The sequence below is a fragment of the Hymenobacter terricola genome, from assembly GCF_017921975.2.
Taxonomy (GTDB): Bacteria; Bacteroidota; Bacteroidia; order Cytophagales; family Hymenobacteraceae; genus Hymenobacter; species Hymenobacter terricola.
The window spans coordinates 377,594-398,927 of the sequence record NZ_JAGEMO020000007.1; the positions used below are offsets into that span (position 1 = coordinate 377,594).

A 21,334-nucleotide genomic window follows, 5' to 3' on the forward strand; every position below is an offset into this window, starting at 1 on the left:
GCGTGGCCGAGGTTTTTCGCTCCCTGCAGCACCGCAACTTCCGGCTGTACTACGCCGGGCAGTCCGTGTCCTTGATTGGCACCTGGATGCAGCGGCTGGCCGTGGGCTGGCTGGTGTACAACGCCACGCACTCGGCCTTTCTGTTGGGGCTGGTGTCGTTTTGTAGTCAGATTCCGACGCTGCTGCTCTCGCCCTACGGCGGCACCGTGGCCGACCGCTACAGCCGCTACCGGGTGCTGCTCATCACCCAGATTGCCTCCCTGGTGCAGGCCAGCGTGCTGGCCTGGCTGGTGCTCAGCGGGCACTACGCCACCTGGGCCGTGGCCGGCCTGAGCCTGCTGCTGGGCACCATCAACGCCTTCGACATTCCGGCCCGGCAGTCGCTCATCGTGGAGCTGGTGGACGACCGCACCCACCTGCCCAACGCCATTGCCCTGAACTCGACCATGGTGAACCTGGCCCGGCTGGTGGGCCCCGCCGTGGCCGGCCTGCTGCTGGCCCGCTTCGGCGAAGGCCCCTGCTTCGTGGTGAATGCCGTGAGCTTCGTGGCCGTGGTGGCCTCGCTGCTGCTCATGCGCATTGTGCCGCGCCCGGTGCGCACCCACCGCCCCGGCGCCTGGGAGGGCCTGCGCGAGGGCTGGGCCTACCTGCGCCAGGCCCCCATCCTGCGCCGCCAGATTCTGCTGATGGCAGGCATCAGCTTCTGCGCCATGCCGTTTGGCACGCTGCTGCCGGTGTTTGCCAAGGACGTGTTTCACGGGGCGGCCGGCACCTTCGGCTGGCTCAACAGCCTGTCGGGGCTGGGGTCGCTGGTGGGCGCCTTCTATCTGGCCTCGCAGCCGGGCGAGGCCCGCCGGCCGCAGCTCATTACGTATGCGGCGCTGGTGTTTTGCGCCAGCATCATGGCCTTTGCCCTTAGCCCGCAGCTCGGGCTGGCCCTGGCGTTCATTACGCTGAGCGGGGCCGGCATGATGCTCTTCATCGCGGGCACCAACACGGCCATCCAGACCAACGTGGACGACCACATGCGCGGCCGCGTGCTGAGCTACTACGTGATGGCCTTCCAGGGAATCCAGCCGCTGGGCGCCCTGCTGGTGGGCTGGCTGGCGCGGCACATCGGGGCCCCGCACACGGTGCTGTTGCAGGGCGCGCTGGGCCTTGCGGTAGGGCTGGCGTTCTGGCAGCAGGGCAAAGGAGTTAAAAGTGGTGAGGTAAAAGTTAAAAAGGCTGCCTAAATCGTCAGACGGGCATTTTAACTTTTACCTCACCACTTTTACCTGACTCTTACGCCGGCTGCATTTCCTTCAAATGCACCAGCATATCGGCCGTCATCTTGTCCAGGTCGAAATCGGGCTGCCAGCCCCAGTCCTGGCGAGCCTTCGAGTCGTCGATGCTGGCGGGCCAGGAGTTGGCGATTTGCTGGCGGCCGTCGGGCTTGTAGGTGACCTGGAAACCGGGCTCGTGCTGCTGGATGCTGGCCGTGATTTCGGCCGGCGAGAAGCTCATTGCGCCCAGGTTGTAGCTGGTGCGCACCTTGATTTGCTCGGCCGGGGCGTGCATCAAATCCAGCGTGGCTTTGAGGGCGTCGGGCATGTACATCATCGGCAGGTAGGTGTCCTCTTCGAGGAAGCACTCGTAATTCTCACCGGCCACGGCCCGGTGGTAGATGTCCACGGCGTAGTCGGTGGTGCCGCCGCCGGGCAGGCTCTTGTAGCCGATGAGGCCGGGGTAGCGCAGGCTGCGCACGTCCAGCCCGTGCTTGCGGTGGTACCACTCGCACCACTGCTCGCCGGCCAGCTTGCTGATGCCGTACACCGTGTTGGGGTTCATGATGGTGACCTGCGGCGTGTGGTCGCGCGGGGTATCGGGCCCGAACACGGCAATGGAGCTGGGCCAGTACACCTGGGCCACGCCGTGGGCCACGGCCGCTTCGAGCACGATGAGCAGGCCGTCCATGTTCAGCTGCCAGCCGAAGAGCGGGTTCTTCTCGGCCGTGGCGGAGAGCAGGGCGGCGAGGTGGTAAATCTGCTTGGGCCGGTACTGGCGGATGAGCTTGTCGAGCCGGGTGCGGTCGAGCACGTCGAGCAGCTCGAACGGGCCGCCGGCCAGCAGCTCGGGGTTTTTGGGCGGGCGCACGTCGGCGGCTACCACCAAATGGGGCTCGTAGCGCTGGCGCAGGGCCGCTACCAGCTCCAGGCCGAGCTGCCCGCAGGCACCAATGACCAGCACGGAGCCGGGTAAAACAGGGGTTTCAGGTTCGCCGGAAGGGGAGGCCATGCAGGGAGTAAGATGGAGTGCAACGAGAGTTAGGGGCCACAAAGATACCGGGGCCGCCGTCGCCGGGCCGTCGGGGCCGCCGCGCCGGCCGGTATCTTTGGGCGAATGCTTACGCGGCTTGTTTTCTTACGCTTTTGTCTTGGGGTGCTGCTGTGCGCCGGGGCGGCCACTGCCGGGGCCCAGCCGGCCGCTTCGCGCTACCGCAACCTCGTGATGGAAGGCGGTGGCATCCGGGGCATTGCCTACGGCGGGGCGCTGCTGGAGCTGGAGCAGCAGGGCATTCTGCGCGGCCTGGAGCGGGTGGGCGGCACCTCGGCTGGGGCCATTCAGGCGGCGTTATTAGCGGGTGTAATACCAATGCAGAATAGTCGATAGGTACGCAATAGCCTCACCAATCCATTAATGTATGAGTTCCAATCTTGGCATTGCATTAGCCGCTCTGCTACTTGCGGTTGTGTTCCCGGTAGGACTCAGTATTGCGGAGCACCTGCGCAGCAGCCGAATGGCGCAGCCCGTTGCATCGTTTCGATATGTTATCTGGCGCGATTTTGACTTGCTGTGGACGTTGTTTCAAACGGCTTATGGGATGGCATTAATAGCTGCTGCAGGTGCTGCGGCGAATCATTTCGGCCTTCAACTTATTAGTTTCCTTACAGCCATCCCCCTTTTATTGTGGGCTTGGCGACAGTTCCCGGGAATTCGCCTGTATTGGACGTATTGGCAGCATGATGGCCGGGCACGCTTCGCCGTTCAGCGGAACCAAAAAACAGCCCGCTACACCAACCGCGAAATCAGCCTCACTTTTACCTTGTCGGAGGTAGAGCATATGGTTTTGCATGAGCCTCCCTCTGGCCGGGCCGCCAGCAATGCACATAGCTACACCTGCCTCGTGTTAGCTGACCATCGCACACTATGCATCACCTCTTTGTTATGCGATTCCATAGACCTTCGCGCGTTGTTGCCGGCCGTTACCGTTGAGATTATTCAACAGGGCTTTGCTTGGCTACCCGATGACAGTAACTCCAAGAAGCTATTCGGCCCTTACGGCAAGTAATTTTGACTTTTCATTGCCCATTATTCCCCACCAATCTTCTCCATGTACGCCACCCTCCAACCCGACCTTACCCAGCAGCTCCAGGAAATAAAGGACGCCGGCCTTTTCAAGAAGGAGCGCATCATCACCTCGCCCCAGGGGGCCGAAATTGAAACCGAAGAAGCCGGCGAAGTCCTGAACTTCTGCGCCAACAACTACCTCGGCCTGAGCTCGCACCCCGAGGTGATTAAGGCCGCTAAGGAAGCCATCGACACGCACGGCTACGGCATGTCGTCGGTGCGGTTTATCTGCGGCACGCAGGACATTCACAAGGAGCTGGAAGCCAAGCTGGCCGAGTTCCTGGGCACCGAGGACACCATTCTCTACGCCGCCGCTTTCGACGCCAACGGCGGGGTGTTCGAGCCGCTGTTTAATGAGCAGGACGCCATTATTTCCGATGCGCTCAACCACGCCAGCATCATCGACGGCGTGCGGCTGTGCAAGGCCCAGCGCTACCGCTACGCCCACAACGACATGGCCGACCTCGAAAAGCAGCTCCAGGACGCCGTGGCCAAGGGCACGCGCCACCGCATCATCGTCACCGACGGCTCGTTTTCGATGGACGGCACCATCGCGCAGCTCGACAAAATATGCGACCTCGCCGACCAGTACCAGGCCCTGGTGATGGTGGACGAGTGCCACAGCAGCGGTTTCCTGGGCAAAACCGGCCGCGGCACCCACGAGTACCGCAACGTGATGGGCCGCGTCGACATCATCACCGGCACGCTGGGCAAGGCGCTGGGCGGGGCCATGGGCGGCTTCACCTCGGCCCGCAAGGAAATTGTGGACCTGCTGCGCCAGCGCAGCCGCCCCTACCTGTTCTCCAACACGCTGGCGCCCGCCATTGTGGGCGCGAGCCTGCGCGTGCTGGAGCTGCTCACGGAAAGCACCGAGCTGCGCGACCGGCTGGAAGAAAACACCCGGTACTTCCGCGAAAAGATGACGGCCGCCGGGTTCGACATCACGCCCGGCGAGCACCCCATCGTGCCCGTCATGCTCTATGATGCCAAGCTGGCCCAGGAATTTGCGGCCCGCATGCTCACCGAGGGCATTTACGTGGTGGGCTTCTACTACCCCGTGGTGCCGCAGGGCAAGGCCCGCATCCGGGTGCAGCTCAGCGCCGGCCACACGCGGGAGCACCTGGACAAGGCCATCGCGGCCTTCACCAAAGTGGGCCGGGAGCTGGACGTGCTGAAGGAGAAAAGCGCGGCGTAGTACTCCCGTAGTACCGGCATCGCCGGGCCCCTTCGTTTGTCGGTGCCTCCCCCTTCCTGGCGCTGCCCCGCCGGGGTGGCCCAAGCCGGAGCGTAGCGGTTGCTATATTTCTGACTACCTTTTCGCCGCCGGCCCGCAGGAGTCCGGCGGCGTTTTTTGTTCATCCCTTCATTTATCCCGTCGATGGCCTACCAGAACCGTTTCACCAACTTCTTCACCAGCGCCCGCATCAGCCGGCCCACCATGAAAGCGCTGGCCGCCTACACCCTGGCCGCCGAAGAAGCCGCTGCCCAGCCCACCGGCGCCCCCGATACTAAGGCCCTGGCCAAAGAGCTGCGCCCCCTCTTCGAGAAGTTCGACGGCACCCTCGGCACCGGGGCGGCCGCCAAAGCCACCCGCCAGGACGAGACCATCGGCGTAGGCACCAGCTACGACGCCCTGCGCGCCTGGCCCGCCGAAGCCGCCCGCCGCTTCATCATGCCGCAGTATGCCGAGGGCAGCGGCCCCTACGCGGCGTTTTTCCCCGAGGGCCGCACGGCCTTCTCGCAGGCCTCGCGCAAGAAAATCGGCACGCGCATCGCGGCCTTCATCGCGGCGGCCGATACCTACGCCACCCAGGTAGGCCCCGAAACCGCCACCGAAGCCCGCCGCCTCCTGGCCGCCTACAACGCCGACGAGCTGGCCCAGGGCAAAGCCAAAAAAACCACCCAGGACGGCAGCGCCGCCATCCAGGCCGACCAGCTGGCCCTGGCCGTGGTGCTCTTCAAGCACTTCGGCACCTTCATCGCCGCCTTCGCCGCCCAGCCCACTCAGGCCGCCGCCTACTTCAACCTCGCCCTCATCCCCGAATCGAAGGCCAAAACCAAGCCAGGGGCGTAGCCCTCTCCCACCACAACCGCAACGCCCCGCTACCGCCGTAGCGGGGCGTTGGTGGTTGTGGGCAGCAGGCCAACGGCCGTTGGAGGCGGTTGCGGTTTCTGCAACGGCAGCCAACGGGCGTAGCGGGCCGTTGCGGTTTCTGCAACGGCAGTACACGGGCGTAGGGGGCCATTGCCAAACCGAAAAGGCGTCACCCTCACCTCCTGCCCCCCTTCTGGCGGGGTCCCGTGGGGGCAGACGCGTGGGCGACTCGCAGTAGAACGCCACAGCTCCGGGAGCAGCGGGCGGGGCTTCCCGCCCGGTGTTGCGCCGTTTATCAGGCGGCCGCTTCGGGTTTCAGCGACGCCGACGCGGCGCTGCTGATGCCGGTGCCCAGCCATTCGTTCAGCAAGGCGCGGAGCTCGGCGGCGGGCAGGTTGCGGTGCACTTCGCCGTGGCGCACGAGGCTCATGGCGCCGGTTTCCTCGCTCACCACCAGCACCACGGCGTCGGTGATTTCGCTCAGGCCGATGGCCGCCCGATGGCGCAGGCCCAGCGAAGCGGGCACGTCGGGGTTTTCGCTCACCGGCAGGATGCAGCGGGCGGCCCGGATGCGGCCGTTGGTGATAATCACGGCCCCGTCGTGCAGGGGGCTGGTTTTGTTGAAGATGGACAGCAGCAGGCGCTTGCTGATTTCGGCGTCGAGCCGGTCGCCGGACTCGGCAAAGGGCGTGAGGTCGGAAGCCTGGGCAAAGCAGATAAGGGCCCCGGTGTACTTGCTGGAGAGGCTTTTGGCCGCCTCCACAAAAGGAGTAACGGAGAGGGGCGTGGCCTCGGTGGAGCGGCCCCGCGCCCAGCCGCGCACCCGCTCCAGGGCCGTGGCCTTGCCCACGCTCAGCAAAAACCGCCGGATTTCCTGCTGAAACAAAATGATGCTGGCCAGCACGCCCACGCTCATAAACTGCCCCAGAATCTTGGTGAGCAGCTCCATGCCGGTGGCCTTCACCACGAGGTAGAGCAGGTAGAAGGACACGAGCCCGAGCGCCACGTTCAGGGCCACCGAGCCGCGCAGCAGCTTGTAGAGCTGGTAGAGCAGCACCGTCACCAGCAACACGTCGGCCGCGTCAATCCAGCCAAAATGCAGGAAATTGATGGGAAAAGGGCCGGTCATTATTTTGGGGGAGAGGGGGAGGTAGAGAGGAAGATGGGAACCGAAGGCTACACAAAGCAGCGGCACAGAAGCTATGGTAAAGACGCGCAAGGGCCCAGCCGTTGCACCACAATCGTTCCGTTGCTCAAATTACGCCTTTTATTCCCCTATCGGAAAGGTCTTGGCAAATAATTGTATGGCCTGGTGCGCTTCGGCCACGTCGTGGGCGCGCAGCAGCCGGGCACCGCCTTGCAGGGCCACCATGTGCAGGGCGGTGGTGCCGTTCAGGGCCGCTTCGGGGCTGAGGCCGAGGGGGCCGTACACCATTTTCTTGCGCGAGAGGCCGGCCAGAATGGGCAGGCCCAGCGCCTGCAGCTCGGGCAGGCGGCGCAGCAGCTCGTGGCTTTGGGCAGCCGTTTTGGCAAAGCCGAAGCCGGGGTCGAGCAGCACATCGACCTCGGCCCCGGCCTGGCGCAGGGCGGCCAGGCCGTCGCGGAAATAGCGCAGCAGGGTAAGCACCAGGTCGTCTTCGTACTGCGTGAGCCGGGCCATGGTTTGGGGCGTGCCGCGCAGGTGCATCAGCACGTAGGGCACGCGCAGGCGGCCCACGGTGGCAAACATGGCGGGGTCGAGGGTGCCGCCGCCCACGTCGTTCACCAGGTCGGCGCCGGCGGCTACGGCGGCGGCGGCCACCCCGGCCCGGAAGGTATCGACGGACAGAAAGGCCTCGGGGAATTCCTTGCGCAGCGCTTCCACGGCGGGCAGCAGGCGCCGGGTTTCTTCGGCTTCGGCCACGGCCTCGGCGCCGGGGCGGGTGCTGCAGGCGCCCAGGTCGAGCACGGCGGCGCCGGCTTGCAGCATGGCCTCGGCCCGGGCCAGCAGGTCTTTTTCGGAGGCCACGCGGCTACCGGCAAAAAAGGAGTCGGGCGTGAGGTTGAGAATGCCCATTACCTGCGGCCGGTGCAGGCTGAGCAGCCGGCCGTGGGGCGACAGCAGGGTAGCAGGAATGGCGAAGAGCGAATGTGGCATAACATGTAAAAGTAGCGCGACCCGAAGGCCGGCGAAGCTAACTTTGTAGTGCGCGTCCCCGCGCCGTTTGAAAATTGTTTCAGCGGCGCGGGGACGCGCACTACAAAGTTCGCGCTACTTATGGCCCCCACAACCCCCGAACAATACGACGGCCTGCTGGCCCGCTGCCGCACCCTGTTCCTGGCCAAAACCCACGATTACGGCACGGCCTGGCGCATTCTGCGCCTGCCCTCGGTCACGGACCAGATTTTTATCAAGGCCAACCGCATTCGCACCATCCAGGAAACCGGCGTGCAGCTGGTGGCCGATGATGTGAACGGGGAGTTCGTGGCCATCATCAACTACTGCCTCATTGCCCTGATGCAGCTGCACCTGCCCGCCGCTACCCCGCTCGACATGCAGCCCGCCGCCGTGGCCGCCGCCTACGACCACGAAGCCGCCGAAAACCGCCGCCTGCTCCTGGCCAAAAACCACGACTACGGCGAAGCCTGGCGCCAGATGCGCGTGGCCAGCATCACCGACCTGATTCTGATGAAGCTGCACCGCGTGAAGCAGCTCGAAGACATCGGCGGCGCGGCCCTGGTGAGCGAGAGCGTGGAAGGCAGCTACCGCGACATGCTGAACTACGCCGTATTCGCGCTGATTTTGAGGGGCGGGGAGTGATTGTTGAACTGAAACAGGGAGCAAACAGAACGTCATGCTCAGCATGACGTTCATTTTGTTACACCTCTGCCCGGCCCGACCTTTACTCCAACTCTGCGCGTTGCCTGCGCGTTTGCCACCGGCTTACTTTGTCTTATGTCCGCACCCAGCTCCGTTACCGCCACCGCTCCCGCTTCGCACCCGTTGCGCACCATCACCCGCGTGTGCTGGTTTTTGCTGGGGGCCCTGTTCATTTTTTCCGGCCTCATCAAGCTGAACGACCCCGTGGGCACGGCCTTCAAGCTGGAAGAATACTTCGAGGTATTCGCGGTATCCGTGCCCAGTCTGGACGGGTTTTTCCTGTGGTTCAAAGGCCTTTCCCGGGCTCTTTCCATCATCCTCAGCTCGCTCGAAGTCATTCTGGGGACGGCCCTGCTGCTGCGCTGGCACCTGCGCGTCATCCTGTGGGCGCTGCTGACGCTGCTGGTGTTTTTCGCTTTTCTGACGTTTTATTCGGCCGCGTTCAACAAGGTGACGGACTGCGGCTGCTTCGGCGATTTCATCAAGCTGACGCCCTGGACCTCGTTTTTCAAAGACCTGTTCCTGCTGCTGCTGTGGGCCGAGGTGTTTTTTAACCAGCGGTTTTTGCGCCGCGCCTTTGTGAAGGGCACGCTGGGCGTGATGGTCATGACGTTTGCCTCGGCCATTGCCATCGGCATTGGGGTGCGGGCGCTGGGGCACTTGCCGTATTTCGATTTCCTGCCCTACAAAGTCGGCAACAACATCGGCCAGCTGATGAAGCCCGCCGAGGCCGCCCGCTACCGCTACACGATGACGCGCAACGGCGAAACCAAGCAGTTTGACCAATACCCCACCGACACCACCTGGAAATACCAGGCCATGGAAGCCCTGAATTCCAAAGCTTCCAGCCCCGTTATCACCGATTTTGAGGTGACCGACGTGGACGGCAAGTCTTACACGCAGGAGCTGCTCAAGGGCAGCAAGCTCGTGCTCATCGTGCAAAACACCAACAAGACCGACCGCGACCGGTTCCTGGCCATCAACGCACTGATGGAGGCAGCCGGCAAGTCGCGCCGGGGCATCACGCCCCTCACCATCACCAGCACCAGCGCGGCCAAGTTCGACTCCTTCCGCCACGATGTGAACCTGGCCGGCGCCTACTATTTCGCCGATGCCACCGTGCTCAAGTCCATGATTCGCTCCAACCCCGGCCTCATGGTGCTCAACAACGGCGTGGTGAAGGCCAAGTACCACTACCACGACATTCCGGCGCTGTGGGAAGTAGAAAAAGTCCTGAAGGAATAGTGGATTAACTCCTGAACGTCATGCTGAGCTTGCCGAAGCATCTCGCTTGTGGTAGTAATTAAGAATCGTTGCGACGATTGAATTAGTCATGCCCGCGAGATGCTTCGGCTGCGCGGACGCCAGATGAGCATGACGTGCTGTTTATTAACCGTTAACGACTGAACATCCGTGCTCGCCTTCATTCTCCGTCGCCTGGCCCAGGGCCTGCTCGTGCTCGTGGGCGTGGCGTGCACGGTGTTTTTGCTGTTCAACGTGCTGCCCGGCGACCCCGCCGCCCTGCTGGCCGGCCAGCGCACCGACCTGGCCACCAAAGCCGCCATCACCGCCGACCTCGGCCTCGACCAGCCCCTGCCCACCCGCCTGGTCGGCTACCTCAACGACGTGTCGCCGCTGGGCCTGCACCCGCGCGACTCGGCCGGCCGGGCCCGCTACGGTGGTTTCGCGCTGCTGCCGCTGGGCAGCCGGGCCCTGGTCCTGAAAAAGCCCTACCTGCGCCGCTCCTTTCAAAGCAATAAGGACGTGCTGCGCATCCTGCTCGATTATTTCCCCGGCACCATGTGGCTGGCGCTGGCGGCCATGGTCATTGCCAGTCTGGGCGGCGTGGCGTTTGGCGTGGCGGCAGCGCTGCGGCCTCAGTCGTGGCTGGATAGGGCGTTGGTGAGCACGTCGGTGCTGGGCATTTCGGTGCCGTCGTTCGTGGCCGCCATCGCCATTGCCGTCACGTTTGGCTTCTACTGGAGCCACTGGACCGGCCTCAGCCTCACCGGGCAGCTCTACGAAACGGACCCGTTCACGGGCGAGCGCCACCTGGTGCTGCGCAACCTGCTGCTGCCGGCCGTGGCACTGGGTATCCGGCCGCTGGCCATCATCACGCAGCTCACGCGCTCCAGCATGTTGGACGTCCTCAGCCAGGACTACATCCGCACGGCCCGCGCCAAGGGCCTGAGCCAGCGCGCCACCGTGCTGCACCACGCCCTGCGCAACGCCCTCAACCCGGTGGTGACGGCCGTGTCGGGCTGGCTGGCCTCGCTCATGGCCGGCGCGTTTTTCATTGAATACATCTTCAACTGGAAAGGCCTGGGCACCGTGACGCTGCGGGCCGTCGAAAACCTCGATTTTCCGGTAGTAATGGGCGCCACGCTGTTCGTAGCCGCTTTATTCGTCCTCATTAATATCACAGTCGACGTGCTCTACGCCGTGCTCGACCCACGGGTAAAACTCAGCTAGTCAATTAACATTTATCATTTAACACCGCGACGGGCGTTGCGCCTTTATAAGTGGCCACATATCACAAGCAGCCATTTACCACCAGCAGAATGGCTGTTAAATGTTAAATGAAAAACATGAAACTATACCTCATCGGGATGCCGGGCTCGGGCAAAACCACGCTGGGCCGCGCCCTGGCCGCTCATTTCGCCCTGCCGTTCCTGGATTTGGATGCTGAAATCGTGGCGCGGGCCGGCCAGGTCATTCCCGCCATTTTCCTGCAGCACGGCGAAGCCCATTTTCGCCGGCTCGAAGCCGAGGTGCTGCGCGACGTGGCCGCCCGGCCGGGACCGCTGGTGCTGGCCACCGGTGGCGGCACTCCCTGCTTCCACGACAACCTGACGGTGATGCACGCCACCGGCCTTACGCTCTGGCTTGATGTGCCGGTGCCGGTGCTGGCTGGCCGCCTCGCCGCCACAGCCGAGACGGCCAGCCGCCCCCTGCTGGCCACCGCCGGCCCCACCGAAAAGTGGCTTAACGAAACCCTGGAGGCCCGAACCCGGTTTTACCGCCAGGCCGGGCTGCACCATTCCGAACCTGCTGCTCCGGCGGCGGCAGTGGCGGAGATGCTGGCAGCCGCGGGCTTTACTCTGCCGCCCGCCGCGTGATTAGCGCCGGGCGCGTAATTTTGTTAATTGATTCGTTCGCCGTTCGTTGTCCCTATGCAATCTGTCTCCACCGAAGAACCGGCCGTATTCCCCACGCAGCCCACTGCCCCGGCACCCGTGCGCCCCAAGCACAAAGGCTCGGCCCAGCTGTTCAAAAACCCTGTTTTAGAGCGGCTTTCGCACACGCACATTGCCCTGCCAGTCGGCATTTTCGCAGCCACGGCCCTGCTGAGCATGTATTACGGCCTCACCCACGGCTTCATGTCGGGCGCGTCGGCGCTGGGGCTGTTCCTGGCCGGGCTGCTGGCTTTCACGCTGGTTGAGTACCTGGTGCACCGCTACGTGTACCACATTCCGGCCACCACGCCGGGCCGGGCCAAGTTCCAGTACACCATGCACGGCGTGCACCACGAGTACCCCAAGGACAAAACCCGGCTGGCCATGCCGCCCATCATCACGGTATTTGTGGCGTCGCTGCTGTTTTTCATCTTCCGGCTCAGCTTTGGCTCCTACGCGTTTGGGCTGCTGGCGGGCTTCACGTTCGGCTACGCCATGTACCTGTTCGTGCACTACGCCATTCACGCCTACTCGCCACCCAAAAACTTTCTGAAAGTGTGGTGGACGCACCACAGCCAGCACCACTACCGGCAGGACGAAGTGGCTTTCGGCGTGAGCAGCACGCTCTGGGACCACATCATCGGGACCATGCCGAGCAAAAAAAGCGAGTAGCAAACCGGCGGCCTTCCACCAAAAAAGCGCGGTCCCAGTGATGGGGCCGCGCTTTTTTTATCTAGCAAGAATCAGAAAGCTCTAATTAGGTTGATAGTTTTCAGCCGTTGATATACTGACAACCAACAACGAGCAATTAACAACCAGTCTACTTTTGGACAACTGATTAGGGGCGCGGGCCACGCATTTTGCTCACGATGAAGAACAACAGCGCCACCACGATGAACACCGCGATAATGCCCGTATAAGCGCCGGCCTTGAAGATATCGGCAATAGCCGCGCAGCCAGTTAGCGAAGTAGCCAGCACGCTGAGAAACAAAAAGAGGGAAATACGGGAAAGTTTCATGGTGTTGGAGGGAAAGGATGAAAGAAGCGGCCGGTAGCCGAAGTACAGCCGAATAGCTGCTGATACTGAGGCAACCCGAAAAAGGTTAAGCTTTTACGTTTTTCGGCCCTTGTTCGGGGCACCTGGGCAGGGCCGAGTAGCTTTGGCGAATGAATCGTGCCCTATTTCTAGGCCTTTTGAGCCGACTGGCGCACGCCCAAAATCCAGCGGCGGGCCATTTGACGGCCGTTGCCCACGCCCAAAGCGTGCTGGAATTTCAGCAGAATCTGAACAAAGAATTTCTCTCTCCGGCCGAATCACCGCTGACGGACCAGGAGCGCGCGGCGTTCAACACCCTGCCCTTTTACCCCACCGGCTACGCCTACTATGTGGCAGCCACTTTGGTGTGCGACTCCAATTCCCAGCCTTTCGCCATTGAAACCAGCACCGCCCGGCGGCCGCTCTATCGCAAGTACGGCGAACTGCGCTTCGTGCTGAACGGGCAGCCGCTGCACCTGAGCATGTATCAAAACCTGGAGCTGCTGAAGCGCCCCGGCCTGGAAGATTACCTGTTCGTGCCCTTCACCGACCTCACCAACGGGCGCGGCAGCTACGGCGGCGGCCGCTACCTCGACCTGCGCATCCCGCCGGCCGGTACCACCCTCATGCAGCTCGATTTTAATTGCGCCTACAACCCATCCTGCGCTTACAGCCACGGCTATTCGTGCCCCGTGCCACCCGCCGAAAACCGGCTGCCGGTGGCCATCCCGGCCGGCGTGCAGAGCGACCACTGAGGCAACACCGTACAATCCAAAACGTCATGCTTCGGCTCCGCTCAGCATGACGTTTTGGATTGTTATCATTCAAACCTACCAGCTGCCGCTGGCACCGCCGCCGCCGCTGCTGCCGCCGCCAAAGCCGCCGAAGCCACCACCTCCTCCTCCACCCCCTCCGAAGCCACCGCCCCCACCACCAAAGCCGCCACCGCCAAAGATGATGGGCGGAATGAAGCCGCCGAAGCCCCGGTTGCCCCGACCGCCGCCCCCGCCCCGGTTGCGCAGCATGACGAAGATGAAGACCATTACGGCAATAATCAGCCAGAACGGGATGCCGGAACCCGTGCGGTCGCGGCCTTGCGGCTGGGCGTCGGCAGGGTCGGCTTTGTATTCGCCTTTGGCGAGGGCAATGAGCTGGTCGGTAGCGCGGTCGAGGCCGGCGTAGTATTGATTCTGGCGGAAAGCGGGCACCAGCACGTTGCTGATGATGCGCTTGGCCAGGGCATCGGGCACGGCCCCTTCGAGGCCGTAGCCGGTCTGGATGCGGGCGGTGTGCTCCTGCTGGGCCACCAGCACCAGAATGCCGTTGTTCTTGCCTTTGCGGCCAATTCCCCAGGCCTCATACAGCTTTTGGGCGTAGTCGGCGATTTCGTCGCCGTCGAGGTTGGGTACGGTTACTACCGCGATTTGCGAAGACGTACTGTCGTTGTAGGCCACCAGCTTTTGCTCCAGCGCGTCGGCTTCGGCGGGCTGCATGAGGTGGGCCAGGTCATTCACCAGCCGCGGCGGGTCGGGGCGGGGCGGAATGGTTTGGGCGCGTGCCCAGGTAGCGGGCAGCAGCCAGAGCAGCACCAGCAGCAGCGGCCACCACGGACGCGCCGCCGCGGTCCAGCCGCTGGCTAGTGAGCGAAATAGCGGTAACGACCTGGCTTCAGCCACGGAATTTTTCATGTGTCGGAAGACGGTTTGTCGCCGCCGAAAGAAATAGCATCGTCCAGCTCGTTCTGGTCGGTGGCGGCGTTGTAGGGGAAGTAGCGCTTGAGCTGCTCGCCCACCATTTTGATGCCGCGCTCCAGGCCCAGCACGTAGTTTTCGCCCCGAAAATGCTCCAGCACAGCTTCTTTGGTGGTTTCCCAGAAGTCGTCAGGCACGGCAGAATTGATGGCCGCATCGCCGATTACGGCAAACTGCCGGCTCTTCCAGGCCAGGTAAAACAGCACGCCGTTGCGGGCGGCCGTCTTGTGCATGTTAAGCTCACCAAATACCTGGGCGGCCCGGTCCAATGGCTCGGGCGTGGGGCAGGTGTCTTCGAGGTGAACCCGGATTTCGCCCGAAGTCGTGACTTCGGCCTGCCGGATGGCCGCGACCAAGGCCGCATCCTGGGCGGGAGTGAGGGGGGATTTCATCTTGAGTAAGGAAAAAACGTCATGCTGAGCTTGCCGAAGCATCTCTACCCCAATAGTAACTATTTACTTACCCGGTAGAGATGCTTCGGCAAGCTCAGCATGACGTTTTGATTAACTCTTCTAAAATTGAACGGTTGGCGCCTTGCTGGCGGCCGGGTCGGCCTCAAAATAAGGCTTGGGCTGGAAGCCGAACATGCCGGCAAACAGGTTGTTGGGGAACGAGCGGGTGAAGGTGTTGTAGTCGTTGGTGACGGCGTTGAACTTGTTGCGCTCCACGTTGATGCGGTTTTCGGTGCCTTCAATCTGAGCTTGCAGCTCCTGGAAGTTGGCGTTGGCTTTCAGGTCGGGATAGTTCTCCGACACGGCCAGCAGGCGGCCCAGGCCGGAGGAAAGCTGGCTTTGGGCATCCTGGAATTTCTTGATGTTTTCGGGCGTCAGGTCGTTGGCATTCAGCTGCACGCTGCTGGCTTTGGAGCGCGCTTCGATGACGGCGGTGAGGGTACCCTGCTCAAATTTGGCAGCGCCTTTCACGGTATTCACCAGGTTGCCGATGAGGTCGTTGCGGCGCTGGTAGGCGCTTTGCACGTTGCCGGCCTGGGCTTTCACGGCCTGGTCGCGCTGCACCATGCCGTTGTAGCCGCACGAGGACTGAGTGAGCAACAGGGCCAGGCCCGCAAAATAGAGAAGAAAGCGTTTCATTGGGAGGATGATGAAGTGAAAGGGTAATGAGGTGACGAAGTTTCGGGGCGGCCGCAAACCCTGGGGCCGCTGCCCGGTTTGGTACCGGGTTTGGCGCAAAGTACGCAGCTTAGCCCTACTAGTTGTAGCTTGCTGCTTAGCTGCGCCTAGCGCCTGCTTTATCGTCCTCGCATCTTATTCGTTACATGAAAGCTGTAATTCCCGTCGCGGGCATTGGTTCGCGCCTGCGCCCCCACACCCACACCCAGCCCAAAAGCCTGGTGCCGGTGGCCGGCAACACCATTCTGGGCCATATTATCGACCGCCTGACGGCCGCCGGCCTTACCGAGTTCGTGTTCATCGTGGGCTACCTCGGCGATAAAATTGTGCGCTACGTGCGCCGCACCTACCCCACCCTCAACGCCACCTTCGTGGTGCAGGAGCCCCGCGAGGGCCTCGGCCATGCCTTGTGGCTGGCCCGCGAAGAGTTCCGCCACGATACCGACGGCGTGCTCATCCTGCTCGGCGACACCATTGTGGACGTGGACCTGCCCGCCCTGCTGGCCACGCCCGGCTCGGTGCTGGCCGTGAAGGAGGTGAAAACCCCCAGCATGTTCGGGCTGGTGGAAACCGGGGCCAACGGCCGGGTGAGCAAGGTGGTGGAAAAACCCAAAATCCCGAAATCGAACTACGCCATGGTGGGCCTCTACAAGCTGGCCTACCCCGAAAAGCTGGCCGAGGCCCTGGAATGGCTGCGCGACGCCGACGTGCGCACCCACGGCGAATACCAGCTCACCGATGCCCTGATGCGCCTCATTGAGGAAGGCGAGGTGATGACGACTTGCTCGGTGGACAACTGGTTCGACTGCGGCCGCAAGGAAACCCTGCTCGAAGCCAACGCCCGCCTGCTCAACCAGCCCGAGTTCCTGGAAGGCCGCGACTACTCCGAATTTCCGGATTCGGTGATTATTCCGCCGGTCAGCATCGGGCGCGGCTGCCAGATTTCACATTCCATTATCGGCCCCAACGTGGCCATCGGCGACAAAACCATCGTCAAAAACACCATTCTGAGCGACTCCATCATCGGCAGCTACTCCGAGCTGCGCTCGGCCGTGATGCACGACTGCATCGTGGGCTCCGACGCTTCCTTTCGGGGCATGAACCACTCGCTGAACATCGGCGACAACACGGAGATTGATTATAGCTGATGGCAAAGAAGACGAAAGCCAGGCTTCACCCGTAGTACCAAAACAATAATAAGTTGCGCTCAAACCCGTACTTTTCCGGTAAAATCGCGCTGCTTATGACCTTCCGCTTTGTTTTGGCCACGCTGCTGGCTGCCCTGTTGCTGGGGCCCGTGGGCCCGCTGCGTGCCCAAACGCCCCTCGGCCAGCCTTCGCTCGACGAGGCCAAGGTGCAAATCTGGTGCGCCACCGTGCGCTTCGTGTACGACGACGCCGGCCGGCCCAACCTTAAAAGCACCGTGCGCTGCGAAGGCGGCAACCTCAACGCCCTGGCCGCCAGCATCCGGCCCGATAGCCTGCGCGTGTACAGCCTCCTCTATCAGGCCATCGAGGGCAGGAGCCGCATTTACCAGGGCAAAAAAGACAACCCCGCCCGCCTCGCGGCTCTGGCCAAAGCCATTGTGAGCAAGCTGAAAGGCTCGCCCGCCCGCCGCAAAGACCCCGCCCGCATGGCCCGCGTGGCCGCCCTCGAAACCGCTCTGACCAACTACGCGGTGAGCGGCACGCCCCTCGGCGACGTGGCCGCCGCCATGACGCCCGAAGTGGCCGATACCACCGTGGCCAGCGGCCACGCTCTCGGCACCGCCGAAGCGGCGGAAGCGCAAGCCGCGGCCGAGCGCGATGCGGCCGGCACTTCAGCGGCCCTGCCCGCTACCGGCCCCGGCAGCCTGCTCAACCGCTTTGCGGCCCCGCTGGCGCTTATTCTGAGCATTCTGAGCCTGGTGCTGTACATCATGCTGCGCATCACGCTGGGCCAGTGGCGCCGCCAGCAGCGCCGCGAAACCCTCACGGCCAGGCAGGCCGCCACCACCGCCCAGGCCGCCGCCACCGAAACCGCCGCCGCCGTAGCCGACTCCGCAGCCCGCGTGAAGCGCGCCGAAGCCCTGGTACTGGCCGCCGCCACTTCCGACACCAGCGCCACGCCCGCCCCGGCAGTTTCCGACCAGCTCAGCCACGCCCAGCGCCTGGAAGTAGAGCGGCTGGTGAGCCAGCGGGTGGACGAGGAACTGCGCTGGCTGCGGGCCAATCTGCCGGAGCTGGTGGCCACAGTGGTAGCCCAGCCTACCGTTACCGCCGAAAAGGATGAGCCGGAAGCCCCCCCCGCTGCGAATGCGGCACCTGATGACTCGGTGAAGCCGATTGCCGATGATGTACCGTAGCGCGGACTTTGTAGGCCGTGTCCCTGCGCCGATAAAGTCAACCTGACGGCGCGGGGACGCGGACTACAAAGTCCGCGCTACAGCTTCGCTGCTCGTTTCATGACGTTCTTCCCCGTCCCTCCCCTCTCCCATTTTTCCAACCATATGAAAGCTGCCCTACCCTTCCTCTCCCTGCTGGCAGCCGCCACCGCCTGCCGCGCCACTGCCCCGGCCGACCGCAACACGCTGCCGCGCCACCAGACTATCACCGAAATGACCACCGCCGAGACCGGTGAGCCTCACCACCTCACCGGTCTCGCCCTTCTTGCTCCGCCCCCCGTGAAATATCCAGAATCCCGCAAAACTGACTTCACCGACACCTATTTCGGCGTGAAAGTCGCCGACCCCTATCGCTGGCTCGAAGCCCTCGACTCGCCCGAAACCAAGTCCTGGGTCACGGCCGAGAACGAGGTGACGTTTGGCTATTTGAATCAGATTCCGTTTCGGGATAAAATCCGGGAGCGCCTCACCAAAATCTGGAACTACGAGCGCTACGGCGTGCCCGAACAGGTTGGTTCGGAGCTGGTATTCAGCAAGAACGACGGCCTGCAGAACCAGGCCGTGGTATACCGCCAGCGCGGCACCGCCGAGCCGCAAATCCTGCTCGACCCCAACAAGTTCTCAGCCGACGGCACTACCGCCCTGGCCGGCACCGAGTTCAGCAACGACCACCGCTACCTGGCCTACGCCACCAGCAGCGGCGGCTCCGACTGGCACCAGGTGCACATCCTGGACCTGACCACGAATAAGCTGTTGCCCGAGGAGTTGAACTGGGTGAAAGTCTCCGGCACGTCGTGGACGAAGACCGGCTTCTACTACGGCCGCTACGACGCGCCCAAGGCGGGCGAGAACAACCTGTCGGGCAAAAACGAATACCACAAAGTCTATTTCCACCAGCTGAACACGCCGCAATCGGCCGACCAGTTGGTGTACGAAAACCCCAAAATGCCCCTGGGCTTCCGCTTCGCCACCGCCACCGAGGACGAGCGGTTCCTGGTCCTGAGCCTCACCGATGGCAAGGCCGATGGCAACCAGCTGCTGGTGCGCGACCTCACCGACCCGAAGCAGGCCAAAACCTGGACCACGCTCATTGCCAGCTACGAGCACAACAACAACGTCATCGGCAACGTGGGCGGCGAGGTGCTGGTGTACACCAACTACAAGGCCCCGAATTACCGCGTCGTCCGCATCGACCCCAAGAAGCCGCAGGAAGCCAACTGGCACGACGTGCTGCCCGAAAGCAAGAACAAGCTCGAAAACGTGACCCAGGTGGGCGGCCGCCTCATTGCCGATTACCTGCACGATGCCAGCTCGCAAATCAAGGTATATTCGGAGCTGGGCCAGTTCCAGCACGACGTGAAACTGCCCGCCATTGGCACGGCCAGCGGCTTCGGCGGCCGGCGCGATGCCAAAGCGGTGTACTACGCCTTCACCTCGTTCACCTACCCCACCACCATTTACAAGTACGACCTGGCCACCAACACCAGCACCGTGTTCCGCGCCCCGAAAGTGGACGTAAACCCGCAGGATTACGTGACCACGCAGGTATTCTACCCGAGCAAGGACGGCACGAAAATCCCCATGTTCATCGTCCACAAAAAAGGCGTGGTGCTGAACGGCCAGAACCCGACCTACCTCTACGCCTACGGCGGCTTCAATATCTCGCTCACGCCGGGCTTTTCGGTGGCGCGCATGCTGTGGCTTGAAAACGGCGGCGTGCTGGCCATCCCCAACCTGCGCGGCGGCGGCGAATACGGCGAAGCCTGGCACCAGGCCGGCATGACCCCACGCAAACAAAACGTGTTCGACGACTTCATCGCGGCCGCCGAGTACCTGAAAACCAACAAGTACACCGACTACGACCACCTCGCCATCGCGGGCGGCTCGAACGGCGGCCTGCTGGTGGGCGCCACCATGACGCAGCGCCCCGACCTGTGCAAAGTGGCCCTGCCCGCCGTGGGCGTGATGGACATGCTGCGCTACCAAACCTTCACCATTGGCTGGAACTGGGCCCCCGAGTACGGCACCTCGGCCGACAAGGCGCAGTTTGAAAACCTGCGGCAGTTCTCGCCCCTGCACAACCTCAAGCCCAACACTGCCTACCCCGCCACCCTCATCACCACCGCCGACCACGACGACCGCGTGGTACCTGCCCACTCCTTCAAGTTCGCCGCCGCCCTGCAAGCCGCCAACGCCGGCCCCAACCCCACGTTAATCAGGGTCGACGTAAACGCCGGCCACGGCGCGGGCAAAAGCACCAAGCTCCAGATTGACGAGTGGGCCGACGTGTGGAGCTTCTGCTATGCGAACATGGGCGTGACGCCGGAGGTGAAGTAAGGGAATCGGATTGTAACCAGGTGCCGCCGCTTTGCGGCTTAATTCTGGTAAGGCGCGCGCAAGTCTACCAACGTGTCGCCGCTTTGCGGCTGTAAGAAGTACTTTCAAGTACGTCATCGCCTACGCCATCATTTAGCCGCAAAGCGGCGACACGTTGGTAGTAATCTCACAGCAGAACGATTTTGAGCCGCAAAGCGGCGACACAGCTTTCCTCACAATCTGCCCAAGAACAATGGCCGGCACCTACACCCAACTGCATATCCAGATAGTATTCGCAGTGTCGGGCCGAACCAACCTGATTCCCGCAAAACATCAGGAACAACTCAACCAATACGTCACTGGCACTATCACCAACAAAGGCCAAAAGGTTCTGGCCATCAACGGAATGCCCGACCATCTGCACATCCTCATCGGGCTCCGTCCCGAAAAGGCACTGGCGGATGTAGTGCGCGACATCAAAGCCAACGCCTCACGCTTCATCAACGAACAAAATTGGGTCGTGGGCAAATTTGCCTGGCAGCGTGGGTACGGCGCATTTTCCTACTCCGCCTCCCACCTCGACCAGGTTATTCGCTATATCCAACATCAGCAGCTACACCATGCCACCCGAACGTTTCGGGAAGAATATCAGGCGTTGCTCGACCGGTTTGGTATTCAATACGACCCGCGTTTTCTGGTGGACGAAGTTGACTAAAGACGCTATTCAATGTGCCGCCGCTTCGCGGCTCTAAACCACAATTGCTACTTCATACTACCAACGTGGCGCCACTTTGCGGCTAATGGATTGCCTTTCGAATCCAAACCATTTGGCCCCGCCGGTGCTTTCCTGCTGGTTTTTCATTATCGCCTTGTCCACCTCATATGCAAATTGGAATTAGCTCCTTCGGTGAAATAGAGCCGGCCCATGTCGCCGGCCGGGACCACGCCGCCGCGCAACGAATGCAGGAACTCCTGGCCATGGCCAGGCTGGCCGATGAAACCGGCCTCGACGTCTTCGCCCTCGGCGAGCACCACCGCCCCGACTTCATCATCTCGGCTCCCGAAGTCATTCTCGCCGCCGTGGCGGCCATCACCAAGCGCATCCGCTTGTCCAGCGCCGTCACCGTCCTCAGCTCCGTCGACCCCGTGCGCACGTTCCAGAATTTCGCCACGGTGGACCTCATTTCCAATGGCCGG

23 protein-coding genes are annotated in these 21,334 nt (G+C 62.7%); 16 read left to right on the forward strand and 7 right to left on the reverse strand.

From position 1 onward, the window contains the following. The first annotated feature begins 2 nt into the window (after window positions 1–2). A complete protein-coding gene (locus tag J4G38_RS08315; RefSeq protein ID WP_210513640.1) occupies window positions 3–1,235 on the forward strand; it encodes an MFS transporter in 1,233 nt (410 codons plus the stop codon). A gap of 49 nt (window positions 1,236–1,284) precedes the next feature. Here J4G38_RS08315 and J4G38_RS08320 read toward each other — a convergent pair whose 3' ends face one another. Continuing rightward, window positions 1,285–2,277: an NAD-dependent epimerase/dehydratase family protein gene (locus J4G38_RS08320; RefSeq protein ID WP_210513639.1), complete on the reverse strand. Its 993-nt coding sequence runs from the start codon at window positions 2,275–2,277 to the stop codon at window positions 1,285–1,287. A 144-nt stretch (window positions 2,278–2,421) separates the two neighbouring features. On the opposite strand from J4G38_RS08320, the gene J4G38_RS08325 reads away from it, so the two are divergent. The 4 genes from J4G38_RS08325 (at window position 2,422) to J4G38_RS08340 (ending at window position 5,464) form a co-directional block, all read left to right on the forward strand. Next, a complete protein-coding gene (locus J4G38_RS08325; RefSeq protein ID WP_226163281.1) occupies window positions 2,422–2,652 on the forward strand; it encodes a patatin-like phospholipase family protein in 231 nt (76 codons plus the stop codon). Between the two features lie 31 nt (window positions 2,653–2,683). Beyond that, on the forward strand, window positions 2,684–3,331 hold the full coding sequence (locus J4G38_RS08330; protein WP_210513637.1) for a hypothetical protein: 648 nt from the start codon (window positions 2,684–2,686) through the stop codon (window positions 3,329–3,331). A gap of 42 nt (window positions 3,332–3,373) precedes the next feature. Beyond that, the gene (kbl, locus tag J4G38_RS08335; protein WP_210513636.1) at window positions 3,374–4,585 is read left to right on the forward strand and encodes a glycine C-acetyltransferase; all 1,212 of its coding nucleotides are present in this window, start codon (window positions 3,374–3,376) and stop codon (window positions 4,583–4,585) included. A 183-nt stretch (window positions 4,586–4,768) separates the two neighbouring features. Further along, entirely contained in the window at window positions 4,769–5,464 is a 696-nt protein-coding gene (locus J4G38_RS08340; protein WP_210513635.1) for a hypothetical protein, read from the forward strand. Window positions 5,465–5,780: 316 nt separating this feature from the next. Here J4G38_RS08340 and cdaA read toward each other — a convergent pair whose 3' ends face one another. Both cdaA and folP read right to left on the reverse strand, forming a co-directional pair. Continuing rightward, the gene (gene cdaA, locus J4G38_RS08345) at window positions 5,781–6,614 is read right to left on the reverse strand and encodes a diadenylate cyclase CdaA (RefSeq protein ID WP_210513634.1); all 834 of its coding nucleotides are present in this window, start codon (window positions 6,612–6,614) and stop codon (window positions 5,781–5,783) included. Window positions 6,615–6,752: 138 nt separating this feature from the next. Continuing rightward, window positions 6,753–7,622: a dihydropteroate synthase gene (folP, locus tag J4G38_RS08350; RefSeq protein ID WP_210513633.1), complete on the reverse strand. Its 870-nt coding sequence runs from the start codon at window positions 7,620–7,622 to the stop codon at window positions 6,753–6,755. Window positions 7,623–7,742: 120 nt separating this feature from the next. On the opposite strand from folP, the gene J4G38_RS08355 reads away from it, so the two are divergent. The 5 genes from J4G38_RS08355 to J4G38_RS08375 all read left to right on the forward strand — a co-directional run bounded on the left by J4G38_RS08355 (window position 7,743) and on the right by J4G38_RS08375 (window position 12,193). Beyond that, window positions 7,743–8,285 carry a DUF1599 domain-containing protein gene (locus J4G38_RS08355; protein ID WP_210513632.1) on the forward strand — a complete coding sequence of 181 codons (543 nt, stop codon included), beginning with the start codon at window positions 7,743–7,745 and terminating at the stop codon, window positions 8,283–8,285. A gap of 135 nt (window positions 8,286–8,420) precedes the next feature. Next, complete coding sequence (locus J4G38_RS08360; RefSeq protein ID WP_226163283.1) at window positions 8,421–9,590, forward strand: BT_3928 family protein; 1,170 nt, start codon at window positions 8,421–8,423, stop codon at window positions 9,588–9,590. 168 nt (window positions 9,591–9,758) lie between these two features. After that, entirely contained in the window at window positions 9,759–10,817 is a 1,059-nt protein-coding gene (locus tag J4G38_RS08365) for an ABC transporter permease (RefSeq protein WP_210513631.1), read from the forward strand. Between the two features lie 116 nt (window positions 10,818–10,933). After that, window positions 10,934–11,464: a shikimate kinase gene (locus tag J4G38_RS08370; protein ID WP_210513630.1), complete on the forward strand. Its 531-nt coding sequence runs from the start codon at window positions 10,934–10,936 to the stop codon at window positions 11,462–11,464. A gap of 54 nt (window positions 11,465–11,518) precedes the next feature. Next, the gene (locus tag J4G38_RS08375; protein WP_210513629.1) at window positions 11,519–12,193 is read left to right on the forward strand and encodes a sterol desaturase family protein; all 675 of its coding nucleotides are present in this window, start codon (window positions 11,519–11,521) and stop codon (window positions 12,191–12,193) included. A gap of 166 nt (window positions 12,194–12,359) precedes the next feature. Here the strand turns inward: J4G38_RS08375 and J4G38_RS08380 are convergent, their stop codons facing one another. Continuing rightward, a complete protein-coding gene (locus J4G38_RS08380) occupies window positions 12,360–12,539 on the reverse strand; it encodes a hypothetical protein (protein ID WP_210513628.1) in 180 nt (59 codons plus the stop codon). A gap of 176 nt (window positions 12,540–12,715) precedes the next feature. Between J4G38_RS08380 and J4G38_RS08385 the strand changes: the two genes are divergently transcribed. Next, entirely contained in the window at window positions 12,716–13,312 is a 597-nt protein-coding gene (locus J4G38_RS08385; protein WP_226163285.1) for a DUF1684 domain-containing protein, read from the forward strand. 75 nt (window positions 13,313–13,387) lie between these two features. Here the strand turns inward: J4G38_RS08385 and J4G38_RS08390 are convergent, their stop codons facing one another. The 3 genes from J4G38_RS08390 to J4G38_RS08400 all read right to left on the reverse strand — a co-directional run bounded on the left by J4G38_RS08390 (window position 13,388) and on the right by J4G38_RS08400 (window position 15,399). After that, window positions 13,388–14,245 (reverse strand): TPM domain-containing protein, encoded by an 858-nt coding sequence (locus J4G38_RS08390; protein WP_210513626.1) that lies wholly within the window; start codon window positions 14,243–14,245, stop codon window positions 13,388–13,390. Beyond that, window positions 14,242–14,700, reverse strand: a complete 459-nt coding sequence (locus J4G38_RS08395) for a TPM domain-containing protein (protein WP_210513625.1) — start codon at window positions 14,698–14,700, stop codon at window positions 14,242–14,244. The genes J4G38_RS08390 and J4G38_RS08395 overlap by 4 nt, the downstream gene beginning before the upstream one ends. A gap of 120 nt (window positions 14,701–14,820) precedes the next feature. Next, entirely contained in the window at window positions 14,821–15,399 is a 579-nt protein-coding gene (locus J4G38_RS08400; protein WP_210513624.1) for a LemA family protein, read from the reverse strand. 185 nt (window positions 15,400–15,584) lie between these two features. Here J4G38_RS08400 and J4G38_RS08405 point away from each other — a divergent pair, with 185 nt between their 5' ends. The 5 genes from J4G38_RS08405 to J4G38_RS08425 all read left to right on the forward strand — a co-directional run. Further along, window positions 15,585–16,586 carry a sugar phosphate nucleotidyltransferase gene (locus tag J4G38_RS08405; RefSeq protein WP_210513623.1) on the forward strand — a complete coding sequence of 334 codons (1,002 nt, stop codon included), beginning with the start codon at window positions 15,585–15,587 and terminating at the stop codon, window positions 16,584–16,586. A gap of 95 nt (window positions 16,587–16,681) precedes the next feature. After that, on the forward strand, window positions 16,682–17,782 hold the full coding sequence (locus tag J4G38_RS08410; RefSeq protein WP_210513622.1) for a hypothetical protein: 1,101 nt from the start codon (window positions 16,682–16,684) through the stop codon (window positions 17,780–17,782). 144 nt (window positions 17,783–17,926) lie between these two features. Further along, entirely contained in the window at window positions 17,927–20,158 is a 2,232-nt protein-coding gene (locus J4G38_RS08415; protein ID WP_226163287.1) for a prolyl oligopeptidase family serine peptidase, read from the forward strand. Between the two features lie 232 nt (window positions 20,159–20,390). Beyond that, a complete protein-coding gene (gene tnpA, locus J4G38_RS08420) occupies window positions 20,391–20,852 on the forward strand; it encodes an IS200/IS605 family transposase (RefSeq protein WP_210513621.1) in 462 nt (153 codons plus the stop codon). A 167-nt stretch (window positions 20,853–21,019) separates the two neighbouring features. Beyond that, window positions 21,020–21,334: LLM class flavin-dependent oxidoreductase (locus tag J4G38_RS08425; protein ID WP_226163288.1), on the forward strand; the 315-nt coding region annotated here is incomplete at its 3' end.

Coding starts and splice junctions, on each gene's coding strand:
- J4G38_RS08360 (WP_226163283.1), top strand. CDS start 8,421: ATGTCCGCACCCAGCTCCGTTACCGCCACCGCTCCCGCTTCGCACCCG.
- tnpA (WP_210513621.1), top strand. CDS start 20,391: ATGGCCGGCACCTACACCCAACTGCATATCCAGATAGTATTCGCAGTG.
- cdaA (WP_210513634.1), bottom strand. CDS start 6,614: ATGACCGGCCCTTTTCCCATCAATTTCCTGCATTTTGGCTGGATTGAC.
- J4G38_RS08405 (WP_210513623.1), top strand. CDS start 15,585: ATGAAAGCTGTAATTCCCGTCGCGGGCATTGGTTCGCGCCTGCGCCCC.
- J4G38_RS08380 (WP_210513628.1), bottom strand. CDS start 12,539: ATGAAACTTTCCCGTATTTCCCTCTTTTTGTTTCTCAGCGTGCTGGCT.
- J4G38_RS08340 (WP_210513635.1), top strand. CDS start 4,769: ATGGCCTACCAGAACCGTTTCACCAACTTCTTCACCAGCGCCCGCATC.
- kbl (WP_210513636.1), top strand. CDS start 3,374: ATGTACGCCACCCTCCAACCCGACCTTACCCAGCAGCTCCAGGAAATA.
- J4G38_RS08355 (WP_210513632.1), top strand. CDS start 7,743: ATGGCCCCCACAACCCCCGAACAATACGACGGCCTGCTGGCCCGCTGC.
- J4G38_RS08390 (WP_210513626.1), bottom strand. CDS start 14,245: ATGAAAAATTCCGTGGCTGAAGCCAGGTCGTTACCGCTATTTCGCTCA.
- J4G38_RS08400 (WP_210513624.1), bottom strand. CDS start 15,399: ATGAAACGCTTTCTTCTCTATTTTGCGGGCCTGGCCCTGTTGCTCACT.
- J4G38_RS08320 (WP_210513639.1), bottom strand. CDS start 2,277: ATGGCCTCCCCTTCCGGCGAACCTGAAACCCCTGTTTTACCCGGCTCC.
- J4G38_RS08370 (WP_210513630.1), top strand. CDS start 10,934: ATGAAACTATACCTCATCGGGATGCCGGGCTCGGGCAAAACCACGCTG.
- J4G38_RS08415 (WP_226163287.1), top strand. CDS start 17,927: ATGAAAGCTGCCCTACCCTTCCTCTCCCTGCTGGCAGCCGCCACCGCC.
- folP (WP_210513633.1), bottom strand. CDS start 7,622: ATGCCACATTCGCTCTTCGCCATTCCTGCTACCCTGCTGTCGCCCCAC.
- J4G38_RS08330 (WP_210513637.1), top strand. CDS start 2,684: ATGAGTTCCAATCTTGGCATTGCATTAGCCGCTCTGCTACTTGCGGTT.
- J4G38_RS08375 (WP_210513629.1), top strand. CDS start 11,519: ATGCAATCTGTCTCCACCGAAGAACCGGCCGTATTCCCCACGCAGCCC.
- J4G38_RS08395 (WP_210513625.1), bottom strand. CDS start 14,700: ATGAAATCCCCCCTCACTCCCGCCCAGGATGCGGCCTTGGTCGCGGCC.
- J4G38_RS08410 (WP_210513622.1), top strand. CDS start 16,682: ATGACCTTCCGCTTTGTTTTGGCCACGCTGCTGGCTGCCCTGTTGCTG.